This is a genomic window from Nitratidesulfovibrio vulgaris str. Hildenborough (assembly GCF_000195755.1).
In the GTDB taxonomy this organism is placed as follows: domain Bacteria; phylum Desulfobacterota; class Desulfovibrionia; order Desulfovibrionales; family Desulfovibrionaceae; genus Nitratidesulfovibrio; species Nitratidesulfovibrio vulgaris.
In genome coordinates, this window is sequence record NC_002937.3 from 32,776 (window position 1) to 55,004 (window position 22,229).

At 66.3% G+C, this 22,229-nt stretch carries 23 protein-coding genes; 10 read left to right on the forward strand and 13 right to left on the reverse strand.

Annotated elements, in window-relative coordinates:
* Nucleotides 1-456 precede the first annotated feature (456 nt).
* From DVU_RS00125 to DVU_RS00135, 3 genes are all read left to right on the forward strand, one after another.
* Complete coding sequence (locus DVU_RS00125) at nucleotides 457-834, forward strand: tRNA-binding protein (RefSeq protein WP_010937339.1); 378 nt, start codon at nucleotides 457-459, stop codon at nucleotides 832-834.
* Between the two features lie 376 nt (nucleotides 835-1,210).
* Nucleotides 1,211-2,923 carry a hydantoinase/oxoprolinase family protein gene (locus tag DVU_RS00130; RefSeq protein WP_010937340.1) on the forward strand — a complete coding sequence of 571 codons (1,713 nt, stop codon included), beginning with the start codon at nucleotides 1,211-1,213 and terminating at the stop codon, nucleotides 2,921-2,923.
* A 73-nt stretch (nucleotides 2,924-2,996) separates the two neighbouring features.
* Nucleotides 2,997-3,401 carry a hypothetical protein gene (locus DVU_RS00135; RefSeq protein ID WP_011793178.1) on the forward strand — a complete coding sequence of 135 codons (405 nt, stop codon included), beginning with the start codon at nucleotides 2,997-2,999 and terminating at the stop codon, nucleotides 3,399-3,401.
* 305 nt (nucleotides 3,402-3,706) lie between these two features.
* Here DVU_RS00135 and DVU_RS00140 read toward each other — a convergent pair whose 3' ends face one another.
* Nucleotides 3,707-5,209, reverse strand: coding sequence for an aminotransferase-like domain-containing protein (locus DVU_RS00140; protein WP_010937341.1), 1,503 nt, complete (start codon nucleotides 5,207-5,209; stop codon nucleotides 3,707-3,709).
* Nucleotides 5,210-5,659: 450 nt separating this feature from the next.
* On the opposite strand from DVU_RS00140, the gene DVU_RS00145 reads away from it, so the two are divergent.
* The 4 genes from DVU_RS00145 to DVU_RS00160 all read left to right on the forward strand — a co-directional run bounded on the left by DVU_RS00145 (nucleotide 5,660) and on the right by DVU_RS00160 (nucleotide 8,536).
* Nucleotides 5,660-6,397 carry an AzlC family ABC transporter permease gene (locus tag DVU_RS00145; RefSeq protein ID WP_011793177.1) on the forward strand — a complete coding sequence of 246 codons (738 nt, stop codon included), beginning with the start codon at nucleotides 5,660-5,662 and terminating at the stop codon, nucleotides 6,395-6,397.
* The gene (locus DVU_RS00150) at nucleotides 6,387-6,722 is read left to right on the forward strand and encodes an AzlD domain-containing protein (protein ID WP_010937343.1); all 336 of its coding nucleotides are present in this window, start codon (nucleotides 6,387-6,389) and stop codon (nucleotides 6,720-6,722) included. Before DVU_RS00145 ends, DVU_RS00150 begins: the two co-directional genes overlap by 11 nt.
* A 266-nt stretch (nucleotides 6,723-6,988) precedes the next feature.
* Nucleotides 6,989-7,603 (forward strand): cysteine hydrolase family protein, encoded by a 615-nt coding sequence (locus tag DVU_RS00155; RefSeq protein WP_010937344.1) that lies wholly within the window; start codon nucleotides 6,989-6,991, stop codon nucleotides 7,601-7,603.
* Between the two features lie 147 nt (nucleotides 7,604-7,750).
* Nucleotides 7,751-8,536: a DsbA family protein gene (locus tag DVU_RS00160; RefSeq protein ID WP_010937345.1), complete on the forward strand. Its 786-nt coding sequence runs from the start codon at nucleotides 7,751-7,753 to the stop codon at nucleotides 8,534-8,536.
* Between the two features lie 388 nt (nucleotides 8,537-8,924).
* On the opposite strand, the gene DVU_RS16670 is transcribed toward DVU_RS00160, so the two are convergent.
* From DVU_RS16670 to DVU_RS00175, 4 genes are all read right to left on the reverse strand, one after another.
* Complete coding sequence (locus DVU_RS16670; RefSeq protein WP_010937346.1) at nucleotides 8,925-9,098, reverse strand: hypothetical protein; 174 nt, start codon at nucleotides 9,096-9,098, stop codon at nucleotides 8,925-8,927.
* A 413-nt stretch (nucleotides 9,099-9,511) separates the two neighbouring features.
* A complete protein-coding gene (locus DVU_RS00165; RefSeq protein ID WP_010937347.1) occupies nucleotides 9,512-9,967 on the reverse strand; it encodes a hypothetical protein in 456 nt (151 codons plus the stop codon).
* Between the two features lie 181 nt (nucleotides 9,968-10,148).
* Entirely contained in the window at nucleotides 10,149-10,565 is a 417-nt protein-coding gene (locus tag DVU_RS00170; protein WP_010937348.1) for a DUF523 domain-containing protein, read from the reverse strand.
* Nucleotides 10,566-10,902: 337 nt separating this feature from the next.
* Entirely contained in the window at nucleotides 10,903-12,753 is a 1,851-nt protein-coding gene (locus tag DVU_RS00175) for a lysophospholipid acyltransferase family protein (RefSeq protein WP_010937349.1), read from the reverse strand.
* 373 nt (nucleotides 12,754-13,126) lie between these two features.
* Between DVU_RS00175 and DVU_RS00180 the strand changes: the two genes are divergently transcribed.
* Together DVU_RS00180 and DVU_RS00185 are read left to right on the forward strand one after the other, a co-directional pair.
* Nucleotides 13,127-13,495 carry a TraR/DksA family transcriptional regulator gene (locus DVU_RS00180; protein ID WP_014524184.1) on the forward strand — a complete coding sequence of 123 codons (369 nt, stop codon included), beginning with the start codon at nucleotides 13,127-13,129 and terminating at the stop codon, nucleotides 13,493-13,495.
* 179 nt (nucleotides 13,496-13,674) lie between these two features.
* Nucleotides 13,675-14,289, forward strand: coding sequence for a hypothetical protein (locus tag DVU_RS00185; RefSeq protein WP_010937351.1), 615 nt, complete (start codon nucleotides 13,675-13,677; stop codon nucleotides 14,287-14,289).
* Nucleotides 14,290-14,481: 192 nt separating this feature from the next.
* Here DVU_RS00185 and DVU_RS00190 read toward each other — a convergent pair whose 3' ends face one another.
* Entirely contained in the window at nucleotides 14,482-16,245 is a 1,764-nt protein-coding gene (locus DVU_RS00190; RefSeq protein ID WP_010937352.1) for a LysM peptidoglycan-binding domain-containing protein, read from the reverse strand.
* Between the two features lie 142 nt (nucleotides 16,246-16,387).
* Between DVU_RS00190 and DVU_RS00195 the strand changes: the two genes are divergently transcribed.
* Nucleotides 16,388-17,539: a TrmH family RNA methyltransferase gene (locus DVU_RS00195; protein WP_010937353.1), complete on the forward strand. Its 1,152-nt coding sequence runs from the start codon at nucleotides 16,388-16,390 to the stop codon at nucleotides 17,537-17,539.
* Nucleotides 17,540-17,778: 239 nt separating this feature from the next.
* Here the strand turns inward: DVU_RS00195 and fliQ are convergent, their stop codons facing one another.
* From fliQ to DVU_RS00230, 7 genes are read right to left on the reverse strand one after another with little or no spacing between them, the layout of a single operon-like run.
* Nucleotides 17,779-18,048 carry a flagellar biosynthesis protein FliQ gene (gene fliQ, locus DVU_RS00200; protein ID WP_010937354.1) on the reverse strand — a complete coding sequence of 90 codons (270 nt, stop codon included), beginning with the start codon at nucleotides 18,046-18,048 and terminating at the stop codon, nucleotides 17,779-17,781.
* A 16-nt stretch (nucleotides 18,049-18,064) separates the two neighbouring features.
* Nucleotides 18,065-18,763: a flagellar type III secretion system pore protein FliP gene (gene fliP / locus DVU_RS00205; RefSeq protein WP_014524186.1), complete on the reverse strand. Its 699-nt coding sequence runs from the start codon at nucleotides 18,761-18,763 to the stop codon at nucleotides 18,065-18,067.
* A gap of 37 nt (nucleotides 18,764-18,800) precedes the next feature.
* Nucleotides 18,801-19,322 (reverse strand): flagellar biosynthetic protein FliO, encoded by a 522-nt coding sequence (gene fliO, locus DVU_RS00210; RefSeq protein ID WP_010937356.1) that lies wholly within the window; start codon nucleotides 19,320-19,322, stop codon nucleotides 18,801-18,803.
* Entirely contained in the window at nucleotides 19,315-19,827 is a 513-nt protein-coding gene (fliN, locus tag DVU_RS00215) for a flagellar motor switch protein FliN (RefSeq protein ID WP_010937357.1), read from the reverse strand. Before fliN ends, fliO begins: the two co-directional genes overlap by 8 nt.
* A 25-nt stretch (nucleotides 19,828-19,852) precedes the next feature.
* Nucleotides 19,853-20,362, reverse strand: a complete 510-nt coding sequence (locus DVU_RS00220) for a flagellar basal body-associated FliL family protein (protein WP_011793169.1) — start codon at nucleotides 20,360-20,362, stop codon at nucleotides 19,853-19,855.
* Between the two features lie 26 nt (nucleotides 20,363-20,388).
* Nucleotides 20,389-21,129 (reverse strand): OmpA/MotB family protein, encoded by a 741-nt coding sequence (locus DVU_RS00225; protein WP_010937359.1) that lies wholly within the window; start codon nucleotides 21,127-21,129, stop codon nucleotides 20,389-20,391.
* Nucleotides 21,126-22,220 (reverse strand): OmpA/MotB family protein, encoded by a 1,095-nt coding sequence (locus tag DVU_RS00230; protein ID WP_010937360.1) that lies wholly within the window; start codon nucleotides 22,218-22,220, stop codon nucleotides 21,126-21,128. The genes DVU_RS00225 and DVU_RS00230 overlap by 4 nt, the downstream gene beginning before the upstream one ends.
* Between the last annotated feature and the right edge of the window lie 9 nt (nucleotides 22,221-22,229).

Consider the following 22,229-nt stretch of genomic DNA (forward strand, 5'->3'; position numbering starts at 1 on the left):
GTCCGCGTGGTGCCCTGCGCAGCGGGGCGCCACCGGACGTACACGACCGGATGCACGTTGATTGAAACGAAACGGAAAGCTTTGCAAGCCCTTTAATGAAAAAAAACCATGTATACCGAAGTGGTCGCAAACAAGGCGGGGCCTAGCTTGGCGGGCGACGGGCCTTTTCGGGCCGTGGGGCGCACAGCCCTGTTCAATGCATGTGTGAAACAGAGGGGTGGCACAGGCTCGGCGGAGTGAAGACCCGCGCTGCGCCCCCGCCGACCCGCCTTGGCAGGCATCACCGTGGCCCATCCTTGCGGGTACTCTCCATACAGGGGTATGTTCCCGCAGGCATCAGGCCCGAATTGATTACTGTTGCAGCCACAAGAGGGGGGTGCAGCCGGTCGGTCGCTCCCATGCATCACATGCATCTGCCCCGGCAGTGGCGGTAGTATAGCCTGCACAGGAGGTCGTATGAGCGGGGAACAGGAAGTGGCGTCGCCGCCCGATACGCGACGCACCATCACTTGGGATGATTTCGAGGCTGTGGAGATTCGCGCCGGGACGGTGGTACGCGTGGAACCCTTTCCCGAAGCGCGCATTCCGGCATGGAAGGTGTGGGTCGATTTCGGCAACGAACTCGGCGTGCTCAAATCCAGCGCGCGTATCACGCATCTGTATGCCGCAGAGGACCTCATGGGCCGTCAGGTCGTGGGGGTGGTCAACTTCCCTCCCCGCCAGATAGGGCCGTTCAGGTCGGAGTTCCTCGTGACGGGGTTTGTCCAGGCCGATGGTTCGGTGGTGCTCGCCGTTCCCGAACGCCCGGTGGCGAACGGGGTGCGTCTGGCGTGATCGAGGCATGCCAGACCGGATGACCGGTGTGCGGCGGTCGCCACCGCCGGTGTCCGCAGGGCCGCGAACGATCGCCGAAGCCGTTGGGACAGCCCGTCTGGCGCGTGAAGGGGCCTGTCCGTGCCGTGCGGTTCAGACTGCGACGGTATGGGGCAGGGTGCAGACCAGTGGTCTGGACAAGTGGTCTGGACAAATGGTCCGGCACGACGGTTTCAGGGTGACGGGTCGGGGTCGCGCCTATGATGCCGCATTGCCTTGCCCGCGCACCACAGGTAAGACCTTGCGGGCCGGATGACGTGGCAGGCGCGTCAGGCCAGACCCCGCCTGTCAGCCTCACCCGAAGAGCACGCACCTTCCGGCAGGAGGAGAGTAGAACATGGCTTCGCAACGTCCCTTCATCATAGGTGTCGATACCGGCGGAACGTACACCGACGCCGTGCTGGTGGACTGCGCCACACGGGCGGTCGTGGCGTCTGCCAAGCGCCCCACCACCCATTTCGATCTCAGTGTGGGTATGGAACAGGCCCTGCACGCCGTGCTGGAACCGGCAGCCCGCGGGTGTGACAGGGCGATAGATGCCGCGCTTATCATGCCCGACGGGTGTGTCTCGCCCGTAGCCATAGGCCGGGTGGCGGTTTCCACCACGCTTGCCACCAACGCCGTGGTCGAGGGTGTGGCCGACCAGGCCGTGGGGCTCATCGTCATCGGCTGGGGCAACCGCATCGAGGTGCCGGGTGCCGCCGCCATCAGGCATATTCCCGGCGGGCACCGCATCGACGGTACGGAACAGGAGCCGCTGGCCCTCGAACCGTTGCTGGACGCTGTCGTCTCCATGCGGGGGCGCGTCGATGCCTATGCGGTGTGCAGCCTCATGAGTTTCGCCAACCCCACACACGAACTTGTGGCGGCGCGCGCCATCGCCGCCGTGGACAAGAGCCCCGTATTCTGTTCGCACGAGGTCAGCAGCCGTGCCGGGATGCAGGAACGTGCCGCCACTGCGGTGCTCAACGCCCGTCTTCTGCCCGTCATGCGTGATTTTCTGGACGGTATGAACGCGGCCCTGCAACGTATCGGCATCGATGCCGAGGTCGTGGTGGTGCGGGGCGACGCCACGGTGATGCCCCTTGCCGACGCGCTGCGCAGTGCCGCGTCGACGGTGGCCAGCGGGCCTGCCGCCACGGCGGTGTTCGGTGCCGGGGTCGCCAGCGGTGATGCCCTCATCGTGGACGTGGGCGGCACGACCACCGACGTGACCTTGCTGCACGACGGCAAGCCCGTGCTTGCGGCAGGGGGGATGGTCGTGGGCGACTGGGTGACGCATGTGCAGGCGGTGGAGATGTTCACGGTGGGCATCGGCGGAGACAGCCTCGTGCGCATCATGGAAGACCTGTCCCTGCATGTGGGCCCCCAGCGGGTGCTGCCCCTGTGCATGGCGGGTGCGCTGCCCGACCCCGGCGGTCCCGAGGGCTGGCTGGGGGCCAAGCGGCGATGCCGCTGCCTTGTGCCCGTGGCGAAATGCCATGACGCAGGTCATGCCAGTCCGGTGCTCGACCTCTTGCGGACGCGCGGCCCCATGCCGCCGGGGGCTGTCATGCGCGCCCTCGCCATGCCGGAGATAACGCTTGAGCAGGAAGTGGCGGCCCTGGTGCGGCGTCAGGCCGTATGCGAGGCGGGCTTCACGCCCACCGACGCCCTCCACGTGCTTGGCCTGCTCGATTTCGGCGATGCGGACGCCGCCGCAAGGGGGGCGGCTGCGCTGGGGCAGGCCCTTGGCTGCGATGGCCTTGAGGCTGCACGCCGCGTGGTGGCGGCAACCCGCTGTCGCATCGAGGATGCGCTGGTGGCGCATGTGGCCAGCCGCGAAGTGGGCGGCAATCTTGCCGGCTATCTTGCGCATCGGCGTGAACACGCCCTGCTGCGCATCGAGGTGGGGCTCAACGTCCCGGTGGTGGGCATCGGTGCCGCGGCGCGGCATCTGTTGCCGGGAGTGGCCGAGACCTTGCGCACCGACATCTGCTTTCCTGAACACTATGATGTGGGCAACGCCCTCGGGGCGGTCTACCTCGCCCTTGACGGCCCGGGCGCCTAGCTGCGCCGCCCCACCCGACAAGACCGCCCCGGCTTCGGACGCGGTCATGCCATCATCTTCAAGGAGCCTTACCATGCACGAACATGATGGAAAATGCGGCTGCGGACACGACCACCACGACCACGGCGAATGCGGTTGCAAGGGCGCGCACCATATGCCGCAAAGCTTCGAGGCGACGCTGGAAGTCGCCAGCGAGTGCGAGGACGCGGTCGTCGTCCATGGCTGGCTGCACATGCAGGGACGGTGGGTCGTCCATGCATGGTGCGAAGCCGGCGAGGCGGTGTACGACCTCACGGAAAGCAGGGCACCTCAACCCCGCGCCGGGTGGTATGCCAGCCACGGCGTGACAGAGGAACGGCTGCGTCGCTACGGGCGCGTCGAGTTCTTCACCCGCGTGGCGGATACCGGGGAGTTCGGTCCTTACGACAGGGAACTTTTCGCATCGCTGGAATCTGACGTCGACCCTCTGGGGCGGTAGCTAGCAGGAAGTGGGGTTCGCCACGGCGCGGCGAATGCAAGGAGTGAAAGGGGCTTCCGGATACAGCGCGAGTCCGTTTGAACACGCTGTCCGGCAACGCTTGTCCTTGCGGCTGTCGTCTGGAGGCGGTGGCACCTTGCGGAGGTGTCATGGACGGTGACGTGCCGCACCCTCCCCAAGGTGGTCGCCAGCCACCTGTGAGCGTACCGATTCCGCGAAGAGAGCCCTCGCAGACGGGGGCCATCAACATAAAAGCCCGGCATCCTGCCGGGCTTTTCGTACACGGGCGTCTGGAGGCCAGACGGTCAGCGCACGTCACAGCCTCCGGTCGTGTCGCCCTGCGGGGCGAGGGCCCTCGCTTCCGGCGTGCACAGGCGCGCCAGTTCACCGAGGGTGCGCAGCCCCTGCGCCATGCGGTCGTCCCATACGCCGTTGCAGCCCAGACGCACGTAGTTGGTATAGCTGTCCTGCGTGCTGAAGATGGAACCGGGGGCGATGGCGATACCGGCGTCGCGGGCGCGGTAGAAGAGTTCTGTGCCATCGGTGCCTTCGGGCAGGCGCACCCACAGCACGCCCCCGCCGAGGGGCCGCGTCGCGCTCGTGCCTTCGGGGAAGCTGCATGCGATGGTCTGGCGCATGGCCTCCATCTGACGCACCAGCGCGGTACGCAGGCGGCGCAGGTGGCGTTGCAGAAGCCCCTGTTCGAGATACCGCGCCAGCGCCATCTGTGTGGGGGTTGGGCAGCACACGTTGGTGGTGGCCTTCACTTCCATGGCCTTGTCGAAGATGCGTCCCGGTGCCATCCAGCCGACCCGGAAGCCGGGTGCCACGGTCTTGGAGAACGAGGAGCACAGCGTCACCAGACCGTGCCTGTCGTACTGCGAGAAGGTGGAGGGACGCACCGGCCCGTAGTGCAGGTCGGCGGCGACGTCGTCCTCGATGACGTGGATGCCGCGCGGGGCGAGGATGTCCAGTATCTCCCGCTTGGCGTCGTCAGGGGTGAGGCTGCCGTCGGGGTTGTTGAAGTTGGGCGAGAAGATGCAGCATGCGACGCGGTGCCTGTCCACGATGTGCCGTACGGCCTCGGGGTCGATGCCCTTCTCGGGTGAACTCGGGGCTTCGATGGCCCGCAGCCCCAGCGTTTCGAGCAGTTGCAGGAAGCAGTAGTAGGTGGGCGACTGGATGACCACGATGTCGCCGGGGCGGGTGAGGGCGCGTAGGGCGATGTAGAGCGCTTCCACCGCCCCGGTGGTGATGACCAGCCCCTCCGCGGAGACGTCCATGCCGCATTCTCCCATGCGCCATGCGATACGTCGCCTGAGTTCGGCATTGCCCTGCACCGTCTCGTACCCCGTGGCCACCTGCGGTGCCGAACGCATGGTCTCGCCCATGATGCGCACCAGCGCCTTGAGGGGCAGCAGCGAGGTGTCGGGACACAGCACGCCGAAGGGCACCAGTTCATGGTTGCCCACCGCTTCGAGGACGGTGCTGATGAGGCGGCTGCGGTTGACGACCCGTGGCCCTGCAAGCGCCTGTTCCCGCGCCGCAGGGGTCGGCAGCGCGCTGATGGCCGCACCGACGTAATGGCCCGACCGGGGCCGTGCCTCGATGACGCCCTTGCGTTCGAGTTCGGTGTAGGCGTGCACCACCGTGGCGATGGAGACGCCCATGCTGGTGGCTATCTGCCGCAACGAGGGCAGGCGGTCGCCGGTGCGCCAGCGTCCGTCTTCGATCATGCGGGTGACGTGTCGTTCGACCTGATGGTAGGCGAAGGGGCTTTCGCCGTCGCGTGGGGGGCGGGGGGGCATCTGTACTGCTCGCTTTGTGTAAAAACTGTATCTGTCATCATGACAGCATCCGTCGATACTCGCAAGTATGAGGGCCTTATGGTCTTCTGGTGCTACGCACCGTGTGTTCCGGGTGCATGAAGACATGCCGTATGCGCATGAACATGCTCAGGCGACAGTCCACGAACAGCAGGGAGACGCGTCATGGAAGATGACGGACGTATGTGCGACGGCGCGCTCCCGTACGGGGAGCGGCAAGGGGCGAGCGGGGCGAAGACCCCCGGTGAGGGAGTACCCGGTGACGGGACGGCAGGCCGAAGCTGGGCAGGGCATGAGGGGCCTGCTCGTCAGGGGGCTGCGCCCCTGTCTTCTGCACACGCCGGGCCCGAGCGTGGGGTTTCCGGGCATGGGCCGACCGGGTGCGGCGGTGCACGGGATGTGTGCCGCGGCCGAAGCGGTGACGCCCCCCTGATGCAGGGGATCGGCGAAGGGGTACGCAGGGCCTTTCCCATCGTGCTGGGCTACGTGCCCGTGGGGTTCGCCTTCGGGGTGCTCGCCCTCAAGAGCGGCATTCCGGCATGGGGGGCGCTCGCCATGTCGCTGTTCGTCTTCGCCGGGTCGGGACAGCTCATCGCGGTGGGGCTCATCGGCGGCGGCGCACCGCTGGCTTCGGTGGTGCTCACCACGTTCGTGGTCAACCTGCGTCACCTGCTCATGTCCGCCGCGCTGGCGCCTCGCCTGCGTGACTGGGGGCTGTTGCGGCAGGCCCTCTTCAGCGCGGAGATGACGGACGAGACCTTCGCAGTGCATGTCTCCACGTTGCGGGGAGAGGCCGATGACCCGTCGCGGGCCGCCGTCTTCGCCTGCAACGTCACCGCCCATGCCGCGTGGGTGGGCGGTTCGGCCCTCGGCGTGTTCTGCAGCACGCTGGTGGCGGATGTGCGTCCCCTCGGGCTGGACTATGCATTGGCCGCCATGTTCATCGCCCTGTTGCTGCCGCAGTGCCGCAGCCGTGCCCACCTGTTCGCCGCGCTGGTGGCGGGGGCGTGTTCGGTGGGCTTCGCCCTCTCCGGCGCGGGGCGCTGGAACGTGATGCTGGCCACGGTGTGCGCAGCTACGCTGGTGAGTCTGCTGCCCGTCGGCAAGACGTCCACCACCCGTGAGGAGATGGGAACCCCCGGCGGTGAGGGAGGGGCACATGCTGACTGACGAACAAATCATCCTGTGCATCGCGGGCATGGCCACCGTGACCTATCTGCCCCGCGTACTGCCCATGGCCCTTCTGGCGTCGCGCCCGCTCAACCCCGCACTGGCGCGATGGCTAGGGTTCGTGCCTGCATCCGTGCTGGCGGCATTGCTGGCCCCCGACCTTCTGCTGCGTGACGGTGCGCTGCATGTGGCCGCTGACAACCTCTACCTGCTGGCCGCCGTGCCCACGCTGCTGGTGATGCGGTTCACGGGCAGCTTCTTCGGGACCGTTGCCGCAGGCATGGCGACAGTGGCGGTCGGGCGTCTGTTCTTCGGTCTGCCATGACCCTGTGAATGCCCTGGGCTTCGGCGGGTGGCCTTGCGGGCGGTGCTGTGGCATGTTGCATCTGAACAGGCCACACGAAGAGGCCACGTCGCCGTCTGCGTGCCATGGTATGTGCATTCCGCTGCGGCGGGTGAGGAGTCCCCTTTCGTCGGATGGCGCAGGGACACCCCGTGTCGCGTCGGCCATGGCCCGTGCGACGCCATATGGCCCTTTGCCCATGCGCTGCCGTTGCGGCTTCGCACATCCCACACATCACAGGAGGCGGCATGACCAGAAACCGTACCGTAGCCCTTGCCATCATCGACATGCAGAACGACTTCGTCCTTCCCGGTGCCCCCGCCTGCGTGGAGGGGGCCATGGGCACAGTGCCCGTCATCGCCGGTCTGCTGGCAAAGGCGCGTGCCGAGGGCTGGATGGTGCTGCATGTGGTGCGCGCCCATCGTGCCGACGGTAGCGACGCCGAGAAGAGTCGTGAGCATCTCTTTCTGGAGGGCGGGGGGCTATGCGTCGCGGGCACGCCCGGTGCGGAGATTGTCGCGGGTCTTGAACCTGCCTCCGGCGAGACGGTGCTGGTGAAGACCCGCTTCAGCGCCTTCATGGGTACGGAATGCGACATGCTGCTGCGCCGTCGCGGGGTCGATACCCTGCTGGTGTCGGGGACCCAGTATCCCAATTGCATCAGGGGGACGGCCGTGGACGCCTTCGCCCTCGACTATGATGTCGTCGTGGTCACCGATGCCTGTTCCGCCCGGACGCCCGGCGTGGCGGAGTCCAACATCAACGACATGCGCGCCATGGGCATCACCTGTGTGCCGCTGACTGCGCTGGATGATGTGCTGGCCCGTCGTCCTGTGCCTTCCGGCCCGCCCCCACGCTGCTGATGCGCATGGGGAGGGGACCGGGTGGGGTGCCCCTCTGCCGTCCTGCACGTGCCAACGGCGTGACAGATGGCGTCAGCGCCTGTTCCGCCGCTTGCTTCGGAGTGGCTGCGCCTGTACAGAGACAGGACGAAGCCAAGTGGAGGTTCCATGTTCAAGAGACTGCTAGCCACCCTGCTTATCGTGCTGACTCTTGTCCCCGTGGCAGGGGCCGCCGACAATCGCGATGAACTGAAAGAGACCCTGCGCACCCTGTTGCGTGACAATCCCGACCTCGTTCTGGAAGTGTTGCGCGAACACAGTGAGACGGTGCTGGAGATTGCCCAGCAGGGCGCCAACCAGCGTAGACGCAAGGTGCTGGTCGCCCAGTGGAAGACCGACCTCGAAGACCCCAAGAAGGTCAATCTCGCCGACAGGCCCGTGCGTGGCGAGGCCAACGCCCCGGTGACCGTGGTCGCCTACTCGGACTTCACCTGCCCCTACTGCCAGCAGGCCGCAGGCACGGTGGAGATGCTGCTTGCCAACTACAAGGGCAAGGTGCGCTACGTCTTCAAGCAGATGCCGCTTGAGACGCACGAGAACGCCCGCACCGCCAGCAACTACTACGTGGCCGCCTCGCTTCAGGACCCTGCCAAGGCGTGGAAGCTGTACGAGGCCGTCTTCGCCGACCGCGACCGTCTTGTGACCGAGGGTGAACCCTTCCTCAAGAAGGTCGCACAGGAGGCGGGGCTGGACATGCAGCGCCTTGCCACCGACATCAAGGGCCGCAAGGTCAAGGCGCTCATCGAGGAGGACATGGCCGAGGCGCGCAAGCTGGGCGTGCAGGGCACTCCGTACTTCCTCGTCAACGACCTCGTGGTGCGTGGCGCATTGCCCCTCGACCTGTTCTCCGATGCCGTGGACATGGCACTGGAGAAGGCGGGGGCCAAGAAATAGCGGACGTGCCCGCAGCCAGCCACTATCCAGAATAATCGCAAGAAGAGAAGGCCGCCCTGTTCCTCGGGGCGGCCTTTGCGTTGTGGAGAAGGGGGGTCGCGGGTGTGAAGGACAGTCGGGCAGAGTGAGCCATGGCTGTCCTGCCGGGGCTTATGCGTGTCTCGTCAGGTGCGGAAGGGAAGAGGTGACAGACCCCCGACGGACTGGGTGAAGCCTGTGACCGGGCGAGACCGTAAGGATGAGAGGGCATTGTACAGTATGCCGGGCATGACTGGGCAAGCGGGGTGTCATGGCCCCGGTGCCGTCAGGTGCAGCCCGTTGCATTCCGGTGACGGGGTGCCTCCAGCAAACCGAAGGCCGTCCCGAAACCGGAACGGCCTTTTCATGTCTACTTCCCGGAAGGGCGTTTGCGGCGCCTGCTTTCGAGTGTGATGCCTGCGAAGAAGCCGCCCACCATGCCTACGCCGAAGGCGCGGGGGATACTGTCGCTGAAGCCGAGAAGCGCGGCGATGACCCCGACGGAACCGCCGATGAGGATGCCGCGAACGATGTAGCTGTCCATGTGTGCTCCTGTGGTGGGTTGCGGTATGCTACGCCGGGAAAAGGCCGTGCGTCAACGTGCGTGGCGCTCTCGCCCTGTTGCGCCCTGTCACGCCGGGACGAGCCGCCTTCGTCCGTGGGCCTCCGGTGGGTCAAGCCCACCGCAGCGCCTTGGGCTGATAACACGAAACCCCGGCGGGGCCGGGGTCTCATGTGAAGGAGGATCGGTCAGGTAAGGGGTTCGGTAAGTGGACGGCGGGTGGGCTGTCCCGCCGTCCGGGTTCATCAGCAAGGGGAGGAGGGTCGTCGTTGTCTCAATCTATCGTATCGCGGCTGTGCCGCGCTTCGTCTGCTTTCGGGGGCCACGGGCCCCCGGGAGTCGCCTTCGGGACGGGAGGAGGTCCGCCCTTGGGTCATGCGTCCAGTCTCAGTATCTCATCGGCTGCCGGGACAGTCGCCATCGTCTCCGCAACCGCTTCCGTGGAGTCCGACACCCGCACCTGACATCTGGAAGGGAAGCCTGATGCCGGTCTCTGTCGCAAGGTGCATGCGGAACGCCACACGTTCCCTGATGATGCTCCCCTGCGACTCGATGAGTTCGCGGGTCTTCTGTTCCACCGCCTCGGGAGTGGCGGCGGTATCCGTCAGGACGGCATCCAGCGCTTCGCGTGCGTCCTTCTCCTGTTCCACGAGTTTGTGGATGGTGACGCTATACTGGTTGAACAGCTTCTGCGCTGCCGCCTGTCTGTCTCCGGGAAGTTCCGCAACCATCTGTTGCAGCGATTTGCCGGTGCACGCTGTCGCGTTCTGTGCCGCAGGCTTCGCATGGCCCACCGCGGCGGGCAGGGTCAGCAGGGCTGTGCAGATGAGCGTGGCTGCGAATCGGTGCATCGTGCGGGTCTCCGGGTCTCTCACGTTTGTTGAAAGAGTATAAGCAGATAGCGTGCCACAATTTGAATATCTGCAATTTCAGCGTGTTGCAGCGATTTGTGGCGTGAGGCTGTGCCATGTGCAAAGCCGTTTGTGCATGGTGATGCACAAACGGCCTTTGCACAATTGCACAAGAAGGGGGTCAGAGCGAATCGTCGGGCCGGACGCTGATGCCCGCCGCACGGAGGGCTTTGGCAAAGACGCCGTCTCCCGGGACGAGTCGACCGGAGAATGTGCCATCGTAGATGTGACCGCAGCCGCACGAGGGCGAGCGGGCCTTGAGGATGGCCTCGGTGCAGCCCGCCATGACGGCAAGGCGCACCCCTTCGACGACACCCCGTTCGAAGGCCTCCGTGACGTCCTCGCCATCTATGGTGACGACCTGCCCCTCACGAATCTCACACGGCGGGCGCGGCGTGGGAAGTCCGCCCAGTTGTTCGGGACATACGGGCAGCGCAAGCCCTTGCCTGACCAGTTCGATGACCTGTTCCCGCGGGGTGTGCCCGCCGTCGAAGCGGCATGAGACACCCGCAAGACAGGCACTGACGACGTAAAGCATGGTGACCTCTCCTGCATGATGCGTCATCCCAGAGTCCCCCGTGGACGCCGTGAAGTCAACCATGTGCACAGCATGGCGCATGTCCATGGCGTCTTCGCCCGCTGGCCTCCGGCGCAGGATATGGTGGATGCGATGCCTGTGCGGGATGTTTGAGAGGCCCGGGGGGCGTTGCGGTGCAGCATGCGCCGTTGCGAGGGGGGAGGCCTGTTCCGTCACGGGGGCTCCTTCACCCCATAACCGGTTCATGTCTCGGCCTCTGCACAGGATGCGGGCCATGTTGAGCGTCCAGGCCGTGAAGCCCGGACCACGCGGTGAAGCGTTCTCGCCGTGCATGCTGTCACCCGGTGCGTCGTGCTGCGGCGTCGGCCCGTTGCTTGGATGCCTCGAAGGACGCGAGCCCCTCCTCACCCATGTAGCGCGCAAGCATGCGGCGCGGGGTGGAGGCGAGGTCGATGGACAGGAAGGCGTCCAGCGACCCGAAGGCCCGGTCGCAGTGGAACGTGGCGATTCTGCCGCCCAGTCTGAGGTAGTGCTTGAAGAGGATGGGAACGCCAGGGCCGCCTTCCATGTCGCGCACCAGCGAGCAAAGCCCGTTGTAGTCGAGGCCCTCTGTACGGGGCGGCGTGGTCGCCCCCGGCTGGCGCAGGCGCGGGGCGACGCGGCCCTTCACCAGCGGGGAACACACAGGGCAGCGGCTGTGGCGCAGCATCCAGTCGATGATGGCCTGTAACGAGTACGGCGAATAGCCGAGACTCACACTCACCGGGCCGAACATGCGCCGGACACCGGGGCGACGCAGGACGCACCGCGCCAGCCCTTTCCAGAGCAGGAGCAGGGGGGCGTAGTCGCGCTGGTAGTCGGCATGGACGAAGGCCCGTCCCAGTTCAAGGGCACTGCCGGGCAGGGCGAAGAAGCCCGGCCTGAAGCGGAAGAGCGTCGAACTGTACAGCCCCTTCACCCCCTGTGCCGCGAGGATGCGGTCGACCTCGCCGAAGCGGTATGCCCCGGCGATACGTCCATCGCCCTCGTGCCAGAGGATGAGGTGCCGGTAGGTGGCGTCGAACGGGTCGAGGTCGAGTGCCTTGCCTGAACCTTCGCCCACGGCACGGAAGGTCTCTTCGCGCAGTCGTCCGATTTCGTGCAGCAGGTCGGGGGCTGCGGCTGCGTCGGTCTCCAGTAGCGAATAGCCGCCCTCCGAAAGTAGAAAGGCAGGGCTTTCGCACAGTGCATGTACGGCGTCCCTGATGAGGGACGGGGCGCGCGGCGTCGCCACGGGTTGTACAGAACGCGGGCGGGGCCGGGGAAAGAGCGGGAGCACCTTGCGTGGGGCCGGGGCCAGCCCGTAGCAGCGCATCCGCAGGTGGCGGGTGCGTTCCTCGTCACCGGGGAGGTCGCGCATGGTGGCGGAGGGGATGACGCGGCCCACGGTGCAGGTGACGACAGAGTCGCGTTTCTTGAGCAGTTCTTTGGGCAGCAGCGCGGTGCGTGCGGCAGGGTGCAGCAGGCCGGCAAGGTTGAAGAACAGGCTGTTGCGTCCATGAAAATGCACCGGCAGGGCATCGGCCCCGGTGCGGTGGACGAGACGCCCCACGTTGGGGTGCCAGGCAGGGTCGGTGATGGCACGCCGCGAGGGTTGCAGGTGCGAGACCGTGCCGGAGGGGAACACCGCCAGCGCCCCGCCGGCCTCCACATGGCGCATGGCCTCGCGCAGGGCCGCGACATTGCGTCTGGCCGCGTCCTTGCCGCCGAAGGGGTCTACGCTGATGCACAGGCCGCGCATCTCTGGCACGGCAGAGAGCATGTAGTTGGCCAGAAAGCGCAGGTCGGGTCGAACCGGAAGCAGGGCGTGGGCAAGCAGAAGACCTTCGAGCGCACCGAAGGGGTGGTTGGCGACAACCACCAGCGGGCCGCTGGCGGGAATGCCCTCGCGTCCGGCCCCCTCCATCTGCAGGGAGACTCCGAGCGCTTCGAGGGCCAGCCCCGCGAAGTGTGCCGGGGCCTCATGGCGCGGGAGCGAGTCGTAGAGGACGGCAAGACGGTTGAGGCCCAGCAGTGACAGCAGGGGGCCGCGCAGGGCACCCGGCAGGCGCTGTGCGGCCTGTGGCAGAAAGGTGGGGGCGGGGCGGATGGCGGCGTGGGTGCCTGTATGAGTGACGGAATCGGCGGCGGGCATGTCGGCCTGAAGCATGGTGCGCTCCTTGTTGGACGTTACGATGCTGCGTCTACCCGTCTAGGGGGGCTCCATGTACGGATGGTGACCGGGAGATGAAAGCTGTGTGACGCCCGCGGCGACACGGGAACGTCCGCCATGCGTCACCGGAGCGTCATGCCCCGGCGCGCTGTGCAGGCTATCAGGGGCGATGCTCCAGGTCCGGCAGGCGGCGCGTGGTCGTCGCCGCATGGGGCGCAGGGCAGGGCCTGACCGTCCTTCCGTGACGCCAGCCAGTCCGGCAGCCCGAAGGGGCCTCTGCCTGATGGTGGCTGGTCGCGAGGTCGTCCGGTTGACCGACCTCCGGGCCTTCTGCCGGCATCCACTCTCAGCCACGAATGAGGATACCGCCATGACAGACCGCCAGCGTAGCGACATCCGTGACCACCTTCAGCGAGAACTCGACTCTTTGCGCCGCGCCGCCATCATGGGCGGCTACGAACCCTGCGCCGACGAGAACGAGTTCGCCTCGCGCCTTGCCGAGATGGCCCTTTCCGTCACCCTGCTGCACAGGGCGGAGCATCGCATCGGGTTGCTGGAGAACGCCCTGCGCCGTCTTGAAGCCTACGACTACGGGGTATGCGAAGGGTGCGGCGAAGACATCCCCGTCGCGCGCCTCAAGGCCTCTCCGGCCACGCGCCTGTGCGTGTTCTGTCAGCAGGAGAGCGAGTGCGCTCCCGTAGCAGCTACAGATGGCGAGAGGTTGACGGGACGGGTCTAGTGCCGTCTGTCCTTCCTCCATTCGGCCCGAAAGCGTCTGTGAAGCGTGTCTGTCCTGCGTGGACGACAGGCCCTTGCTGTGCGATGTAGGCCGCGTGTCACCTTGCGGGATTGCGGACAGGGACCGCGCGCTGTTGCGTGGCTACGCCCCGCGAGTGGTGACCCGTCATGGAGGACGGGATGATGACGGATGCGGAATTGCTGGAGCGTTCACGGGCGCGCCGGGAAGAGGCCCTCTCCATCATGGGGGCACTGGGGCTCTTGGAACGCTGGTCGGCCCATGGGCGGCCCGTGCTGGTGGGGGCGGTCGCGCACGACCTCGTGTGGGGGCCCGACATCGACCTCGAAGTCTACTGCCCCGCGCTGCGCGTCGAGGATGGATTCGCTGTGCTTGCCGCCTGTAGTGCGGTTGCTGTGGACGGGCGATACAGGGTCGTGGGGGCGGAGTACGGCAACTTCCTGCAGGAGGCGGATGCCGCCTTGTACTGGCGCCTGCGCATCCTCACGCACGGCGGCACGGAGTGGAAGGTCGACATGTGGTCGGCTGACGAGGGGTATTCCCTTCCCCGGGGTGAGCATCTCGTGACCCCGCTACGGAATGCCATGACACATGAGATGCGCCTCGCCATCCTGCGCCTCAAGGCCCTGCGTGAGCAGGGAATGGCCCCCGACTGTCTTTCCATCGACCTGTACCGTGCCGTCATCACCGACGGCGTCCGCACAGCGGATGAACTCCGGGCGTGGATGGATGGGCGGGCCCTTGGCGTGCTCACGGACTGGTGCCCTGCCATGTAGGCCGGGGCCGCGTGGCGCCTTGTCCGCGGTCTGTCCGGTGTGGCTTGCGAACCTGCGCTTTCGCGAGTCCCAGTCAGGGCGGCCGGACTTCAGGTGTCCTTCATCAGGCGAGGGCTTCCGCCGGGAAGCCCCTCGTGCCATCGATTCTCGCGCCGCCGTGCACCGGCGGACGACAACGGCCCTGTAGGCAGGCTATTCCTGCGTCACGGTGATGGAGTCGCCGGGCCGCAACACCGTATCCATTTCGAGCCTGTTCTGGCGCATCAGTTCTTTGGGGTGGACATTGAACTTGCGGGCGATGGCCCACATGGTGTCACCCTGCTGCACCTTGTAGGTGACGGTCTTCGTCTTGACGGCGGCGGAGGGCCCTGCGCTGCGCGAGGGGGCCTTGGCGGCTGATACGGGCATGGCGGTCACGCTGGCGACCAGCTGGCGGGGTTCCGGGGTGGATGTGGCGCGTGCCACAGGGGCCTGCGGCTTCTCCGGCTTGCTTGTCGCGACAGGCTGCGGCGCAGGCGCTTCGGACCCGCCGGGGATGTAGAGCTTCTGCCCCACGCGCAGGGTGTGCGCCTCTGCCATGCCATTGGCCTGCATCAGGGTGTTCAGTTCGACGCCCTGTGTGCGTGCGATGCTGTAGAGGGTGTCGCCCTGTTTCACGATGTAGCTGCCGCGGCGTTCGGCAAGGGCGCGCTTGATCGCGGGCCCGGTGTCGGGTTCGTGATGCGTACCGCCGGGGATGAGCAGTGTGCTGCCGACCTTGAGGTTGTTGCTGCGCACCTTGTTGACCTGCTTCAGCACCGATACGGGAACCCCGGCGCGCTTGCCGACGCGCTCCAGCGTGTCGCCCTTGCGCACGGTGTAGGGCTGCCAGCCTGCATAGTTGCGGGTCTGCGGTTTGGCGAGGTAGGCGAGGGCCGCTTCGCGGCGTGCCTCCGGAAGATAGATGACGGAGTGGGCGTCAGGCGGGCTGACATAGCGCCGGAAAGCCGGGTTCAGGTCGGAGAAGGACGCCCAGCTCATGCCGGAAGCCTGCGCAAGGGCCATGAGGTCCGTACCGGGGCGGACACGCACCTCGACGGGCCGGATGGCGCACGAGGTGTCGAGCGGGGCGAAACCGAGCGACTGGAGGTTGCGCATGATCTTGGTGATGGCGATGAACCGGGGCACGTACTGCTTGGTCTCGTCCTTGAGGCGGGCCTTCTCGTCGAGGCTCTCGTTCCGGCGCACCAGTTCGAAGAAGCCCTTGGCCCCCGTCCCGGCAAGCGCGCGACCTATCTTGCCCTCACCGGCATTGTAGGCGGCGAGGGCGAGGTGCCAGTCGTTGAAGTCGCCATAGAGCTTGGCAAGGTACGACGCGGCGGAATGGGTGGCCTTGTAGGGGTCGCGGCGTTCGTCTATCCACCAGTCGTAGTCGAGGCCGTAGAGTTTGCCGGTGTAGGGCATGAACTGCCAGATGCCCACGGCACCGGACGACGAGACGGCATTGGGGTTGTACCCGCTCTCGACGATGGCGAGATAGGCCAGTTCTTCGGGCAGGCCGCGTTTGCGAAGCACTTCGCGGACGTAGGGCAGATAGTTCTGCGAACGGCGGGCCAGACGCTCCATGGTGCCGCGCGCCCTGTGGGTGTAGTATTTGAAATGCAGGACGACGGCGCGGTAGTCTTCAGGGGAGAGGTTGCGGTCGACCTCGCCGGTGGATGCCAGCGCGGCCTGTTCTGCGGGCGAGAGGGGCAGGCCGTCATCCACGGGGGGGATGGCGAGTTCGACCACCTCGTCACTGCTGCCGGAGGATTTCTCCGGCGCGGGGCAGGCCGTCTCCTTGTCGGCGGGAAGCGAAGAAAGGGGCTTGCGCGTAGCACAGCCCGATACGGAGATGGAGAGGGCGACAAGGGCCAGCATCATCAGAAGAAGCCTGCGGGCCGGGGATATTCTGTAGCGGCGGCGGGTTCGCTGCATGTCGGTTCCGTGGTGAGGGGGTCGGGAGTCCGCTTGCGTAAGAAGCGGAACGAGGATACCTGCTGTAATGTAGGCGCTCAAGCCTATCCCAAGCCTTTATGCAAGGCAACAATCCATAGCTTATAATTTCGGACAAGCAGCCATGAAACAGCGGCCTTATGGACAACGGCGAGACGGGGGCGACCGTCGCACCGGCGACGGCGATGGCGGAGACAGCGGGCGCGGACGGCGCAAGTCAGGTGCGACCGGGACGGGTGAGGGGCGTGGCGAAGCCCGTGGCGGACAGCGCCGGGGTGCTGGTGGCCCGCAAGGTGAACGTCGCGCACCGCGTGACGACCGGCCACGCCGCGATGCGGAACGCCCTGCCGGGACCGGAGGCCGCACGTCGCGAGGGCCCTATGCCTATGCCATGCTCCCTGACGGTGATGCCCCCCGGTTCGACGAACGCCCTGCTGCGGACGTGGAGGCCATGCCGCAGGGCAGGCCGCCGGTCGACGAACGGCATGACGACACCGCTGCCGACACCGCGCAGGGTGCGCCTGTCGTGGCGACCGACCAGCCCGTGCTGCCGGGGCTGAAGCCCGTCCTCGAACTGCTGGCATCCGACCCGGCGCGCATCGATACGGTGTTCATACGTCGTGGGCGCCGTACACCGGACACCGACCGCCTCATGGACCTGTGCCGGGAGATGCGCGTGCGCTTCTCGCTGGTGGAAGGGCAGGTGCTGGACAAGCTTTACGCTGGCGGACATCAGGGTGTGGTGGCTCGTCTCTTCGAGGCGGGCTACGTCGAACTCGACGACCTGCTGCAAGATGCCCCCGACGCACCGCTGCCGCTCATCATCGCCCTTGACCAGGTGCAGGACCCCGGCAACGCGGGTACGCTGGCGCGTTCCCTCTATGCCCTCGGCGGTGCGGGACTCATCGTGCCGCGTCACAATGCCGCCTATCTCGGGGCCGGTGCGCACCGGGCCGCAGCGGGGGCGCTGGAGAAGCTGCCCGTGGCCCGTGTGGCCAACCTCGCGCGCGCCCTCGACGAGGCCGCCGAAGCGGGGTACGCCATCTACGGTGCCATGTGCGGCGAAGGCAGTGTCAACGCCTTCACCGCCACGTTGCGGACACCCTGCGTGCTCGTTCTCGGCAACGAGGACAAGGGCATACGCCCCAATGTGGCCAAGCGGTGCGATACCCTGCTGCACATCCCCATGCTGCGCGATTTCGATTCGTTCAACGTGGCGCAGGCCGGGGCGCTGTTGCTGGGCTGCTTTGCCGCGCCCCTGCTGCGTGACCGGTAGCCCGGAGTGCAGACAGGCGGATAGGCCGACGGCCGTACCACCGGCAGCATGACAGATGTAGATGCCCCCGCTGCGTCGACGACGTAGCGGGGGCATTCATTTTGAGGCAGGAGGTTCCATGCGGGGCGAGGGCGTCATCCGTTGCAACCGCAAGGTGCGGTCTTGCGGAGACGGGGCGGGTCACCGTACCGTCGCACCCTGATGGAGTGCGCCGTCACGGCATTGTCGTGCTGGCATGGTCACCTGATATAATTGGGGATGTTGAGGAATACCTCACGTGTGAAGGTGACCATCTTGTCCATTATCCAAGGAAAGCTGACCAGCACCGCAATGAAGATGGAGACCACCTTGGGGATGAACGAGAGCGTCATCTCCTGAATCTGGGTCGCGGCCTGAATGACGCTGACAACGACGCCCACCGCCAGCCCCACGCCAAGAATGGGCATGGAGATGAGCAGCGCCAGTTCGATGGACTGTCTCGCGAAGCCGATGACGAATTCCGGTGTCATGTTTCCGTCCTCCCGGTCAGACCATGAAGCTGTTGACGAGCGACCCCACCAGCAGCCCCCATCCGTCGACCATGACGAACAGCAGCAGCTTGAACGGCATGGAGACCATCATGGGGGGCAGCATCATCATGCCCATGGCAAGTAGGATGCTGGAGATGACCATGTCGAGGATGAGGAACGGGATGTAGATGAGAAAGCCGATGGTGAAGCCCGTCTTGAGTTCGCTGATGACGTAGCCCGCCGCCAGCATGATGGTGGGCACGTCGTCCTTGCTTCGGGGCTGTTCCATCTTGGTGACGGCGTAGAAGACCGAGAGGTCCTTCTCGCGCGTATGCTTGAACATGAAGGTGCGCATGGGGGCTTCGGCCTTCTTCAGGGCCTCGTTGAAGCCTATCTCCTCGCGCAGGTAGGGTTGCAGGGCGTTGTCGTTGATCTCTTTGCCCACGGGGGTCATGATGACCACCGTCATGAAAATGGCAAGGCTGGCGAGCACCTGACTGGGCGGCAGGGCCTGTACGCCCAACGCCTGACGCACGAAATGGAAGACGATGATGATGCGGGTGAAGCTGGTCACCGTCAGCATGATGGCGGGGGCCAGCGAAAGCACCGTGAGCATGAAGAGGATTTCGAGCGTGAGCGAAACCTTCTCCGGTTCGGTGCGCCCTGCCGCCAGCGTCAGCTGCATGGTGGGCATGACCACATCCTGCGCGGCCATGGCCGCCACGGCGGTGAGCGCCAGCAGGGCGGCGATGCTAGGGGGCAGGAGGGCGAGTGTGCTGCGCCTTCTCCAGAAGGGAGTCGAAGTCTTCGTCGGTGCTGCGCTCATGGTCGGCATCCATCTCCGTGAGTAGCGAAATGCGCTGGTCGGTGACGCCCAGCAGCAATCGTCTATCCAAGAAGCGTACCACCACGAGTCCCTTTCGCTGACCGAGGGGGACCTGTGCCTCCACACGCAGGGCGTCACGGGGGAACGCGCCCGGTTGCGGCAGGAAGCGGAACGGCCCGTAACGGCGCAGCAGCCATACCGCGCCCCACAGGGCAGCGAGAAGAAGCAGAAGGATGCCGATGGCCTGCAGGTAGCCACTCCACGAGAAGGCGTGCTGTGCCCCCTCTACGCCGATGGTGGCGTTGGCGGCGGCAACGGTGCGACCGAAGCCTTCCGCCATGGTCGTGGCATCGGTCGTTGCGTTGGACATCGCCTCGACCGACCCGCGGTAGAGGCTCTCGGCCGCCTGCGTGGCGTTGTCAGCAAGGGGTGCCATGTCGTTAGCCAAGTTGCTTCACCCGTTCGATGGGGCTGATGATGTCGGTGAGGCGCACGCCGAACTTCTCGTTGATGACCACGGCTTCGCCGCGTGCCACCAGTTTGCCGTTGACGAAGACCTCGAGCGGCTCGCCAGCGAGCTTGTTCAGCTCCACCACGGACCCCTGACCGAGTTGCAGCAGTTCGTTGATGAGCAGACGGGTGCGCCCCAGTTCGGCGGAGACGTCGAGCGGGATGTCGAGGATGAAGTCGAGCTCGCGCTTGCCGCTATCGGGGCGGGGTGCGCGCGACTCTTCCGTCAGATCCTTGAACTTGGCCTCCTGCGCCTGCGAGAGGAACGCCTGTTCCTTCTCCTTGCGCAACTGCCCCTGCTCCTCGGTCGCCAGAGCCCTTGCCCATTCTTCTGCCAGCTTGTCGTCGGGGCTCTTGCCGCCGGTGTCCTCTACACCCTCGCCTTCAAGGGCCGCCGCCCACTGCTGGGCGAGAAGGTCTTGATCTATGTCGTCGTTGCCCATGGTGATACCTCGTGCTGGTGTCGTGCTACTGGATGACGAATTCGGTGAAGTAGACCCGCGTCACGCGCGGCGCGCCGAGAATCTGGTTGAGCCTGTCCGCCACCTCGTTCTTGAGCAGCAGCTTGCCTTCGGGCGCGGCGAGTTCGGTGTACGACTTGCCTGAGAGCAGCAGGATGATGGCGTCGCGCACCTTGGCCGTCTGCCCTTCTATCTCCTTCACGGCGGCGGGGGCGTTGACCTCCACGTCCATGGAAAGCTTCAGATACCGTCTGCCCGCAGGGTCGGCAAGGTTGACGAGGAAGGGCGGCAGCGTGGTGAGGCGGCCTTCGCTCTTCGCCGTGTCGGTCTTGCCCGCGCCCTTGGTGGCGTTCTTGTCCGCCTCGGTCGCGGCCTGTTCCGCCTGCGCCGGAGGTTGCCGGAGGAAGAACCACCAGTAGGCCCCCGCGCCGCCCCCCGCCAGAAGCAGGAGGACGAGCAGCAGGATGATCCATTTGACCTTGCTCGATTTCTTGGCGGGCTTCTGCTCTTCAGCCACGTGCATACTCCTTGGTCTTGCCGGTGCTAGCCGTAGCGTCCGGGACGCTTCGCGGTCTTCACCAGAATCTCGACGCGCCGGTTGCGTTGTGCCGCCTCGGGCGAGGCGCTGGCGTCGAGGGGTCTGTCGGGGCCGTAGCCGCTGACGGAGAACCGTGCGGGGTCCATGCCTCTTTGCAGAAAATGTTCCAGCACGCTCAGGGCCCTACGGTCGGAAAGGTCCCACGGGTCGGCCCCGCCTTCGGTCGCGTCGGTGTGCGCACTGACATTCACGTCCGCGTCGAGTCCGGCAAGGACATCCGTCAGCGTGTCCAGAAGCCGGAGGGACGCCGGGGGTAGCCTGTCCTGTCCCTGCGGGAAGAGCAGGTCGTGTGTCAGGGCAATGACGACACCTTCCGGGTTCTCCAGCACCTCCACATCGCGCTCCACTGTACGTGCCTCCACACCCGGGGGCAACACCTGCGGGGGAAAGAGCAGGCTGCGGATTTCGACGGCGTTCGCGGAAAGGGCCTCGGCATCCATGAGCAGGTCGCGCAGCCGTTTGCTGACGTCGGTTCTCGGGGCCTCCGGGGTGCCCGCAAGGTCGCCCGGCTGGCGTAACGACGAGGCCATGCGCTCGAATTGCACCCTGTCCACCGAGGACATGCTGACAAGCAGCACGAAGAAGGCAAGCAGCAGCGTCACGAGGTCGGAATAGGTGAGCATCCAGCCCTGCTGGGGGATGTGCTGATGCGGCTTGCGACGCGTCTTGCGGGGGTTGGCGTTCATGGTACGGCCTCCGAAGCCGGAGACGGGGCCGGAATGGTCACCTCTGGCGGGGGCGCGAACCTGTTCACTCCGGCGGGGGCAGCGGTGGTGCCGGGACGTACGGGTACCAGCGTGGGGCCGAGGGCCGGGGCGCGCACTTCGCCGTTGCCGTCTACCCCGTCGAAGGCGCGAGGAAGTTGTGGCGTTGCCGTGGATGAAGATGGTGTCGCAGCGTCGGGCGTGCCCGGAATGACGTCGGGAGTCGTGCCGGGGGCACCGGGTGGTGCTGGCGGGCTGCCAGCCGGGGCGGGGGACTCCAGCCCGAAACGGAAGCCCTTGTAGTCGTATTGCGTTTCACGGGCCGTGCCCTGCCGCTGTTGCAGCCACGCGAGGTTGCGCTTGTCGAGGACAAGGTCGACCCGGCGGTTGGCGCGTCGGCCCGTGGCCGTGAAGGCGTCATGCCGCGGGTGCCCGTCGCCGAAGCCTTCGAGGATGAGACGCGACGACGGGACGCCAAGGTCGCGCAACGCCCGGTATACGCTGGTGGCGCGCCGTAGCGAGAGCATCCATGAGGGCGAGAGGGTGCCCTCCGCACGCAGGCGAAAGCCTGCACCCTGTTCATCGCGCGGGGGCGAGGCGTGCCCGGCCACAAGCAGGGGGTGTTCGATGGTGCGCAGGGTCGGGGCAAAGGTCGCCAGAAGCCGTTCACCCTCTTTCGAAAGGCGGGTCTCGCCGGGGCCGAAGAGGACATCGGCGTCGATGGAGAGAATCTGGACGTTGCCGTTGTCGAAGAAGTCGACACCCTTGCCCTGCGCCCCGTCCAGCGTGGCCTTGAGCGGGCCGAGGTCGCGCCGGGCATCGTGCTGTGCGTCGGGGTCCGTCAGGGGGACGAGGCGGTCGCCCGAGGCTTCGCCCGAACCGGTCTGCATAAGTCCGATGCCGCCGAAGACAGATTCGATGACCATGCGTCGTCGCCGTTCATCGATGGTGCTCATGCTGACCAGCAGGACGAAGAAGGCCAGCAGCAGCGTCATGAGGTCGGAGTACGTCAGCAGCCAGCCGGGTTGGCCCTCTTGTGTGCGTGTTACGCGCCGTGCCGTCCGACGTGCCATGCTGTCTCC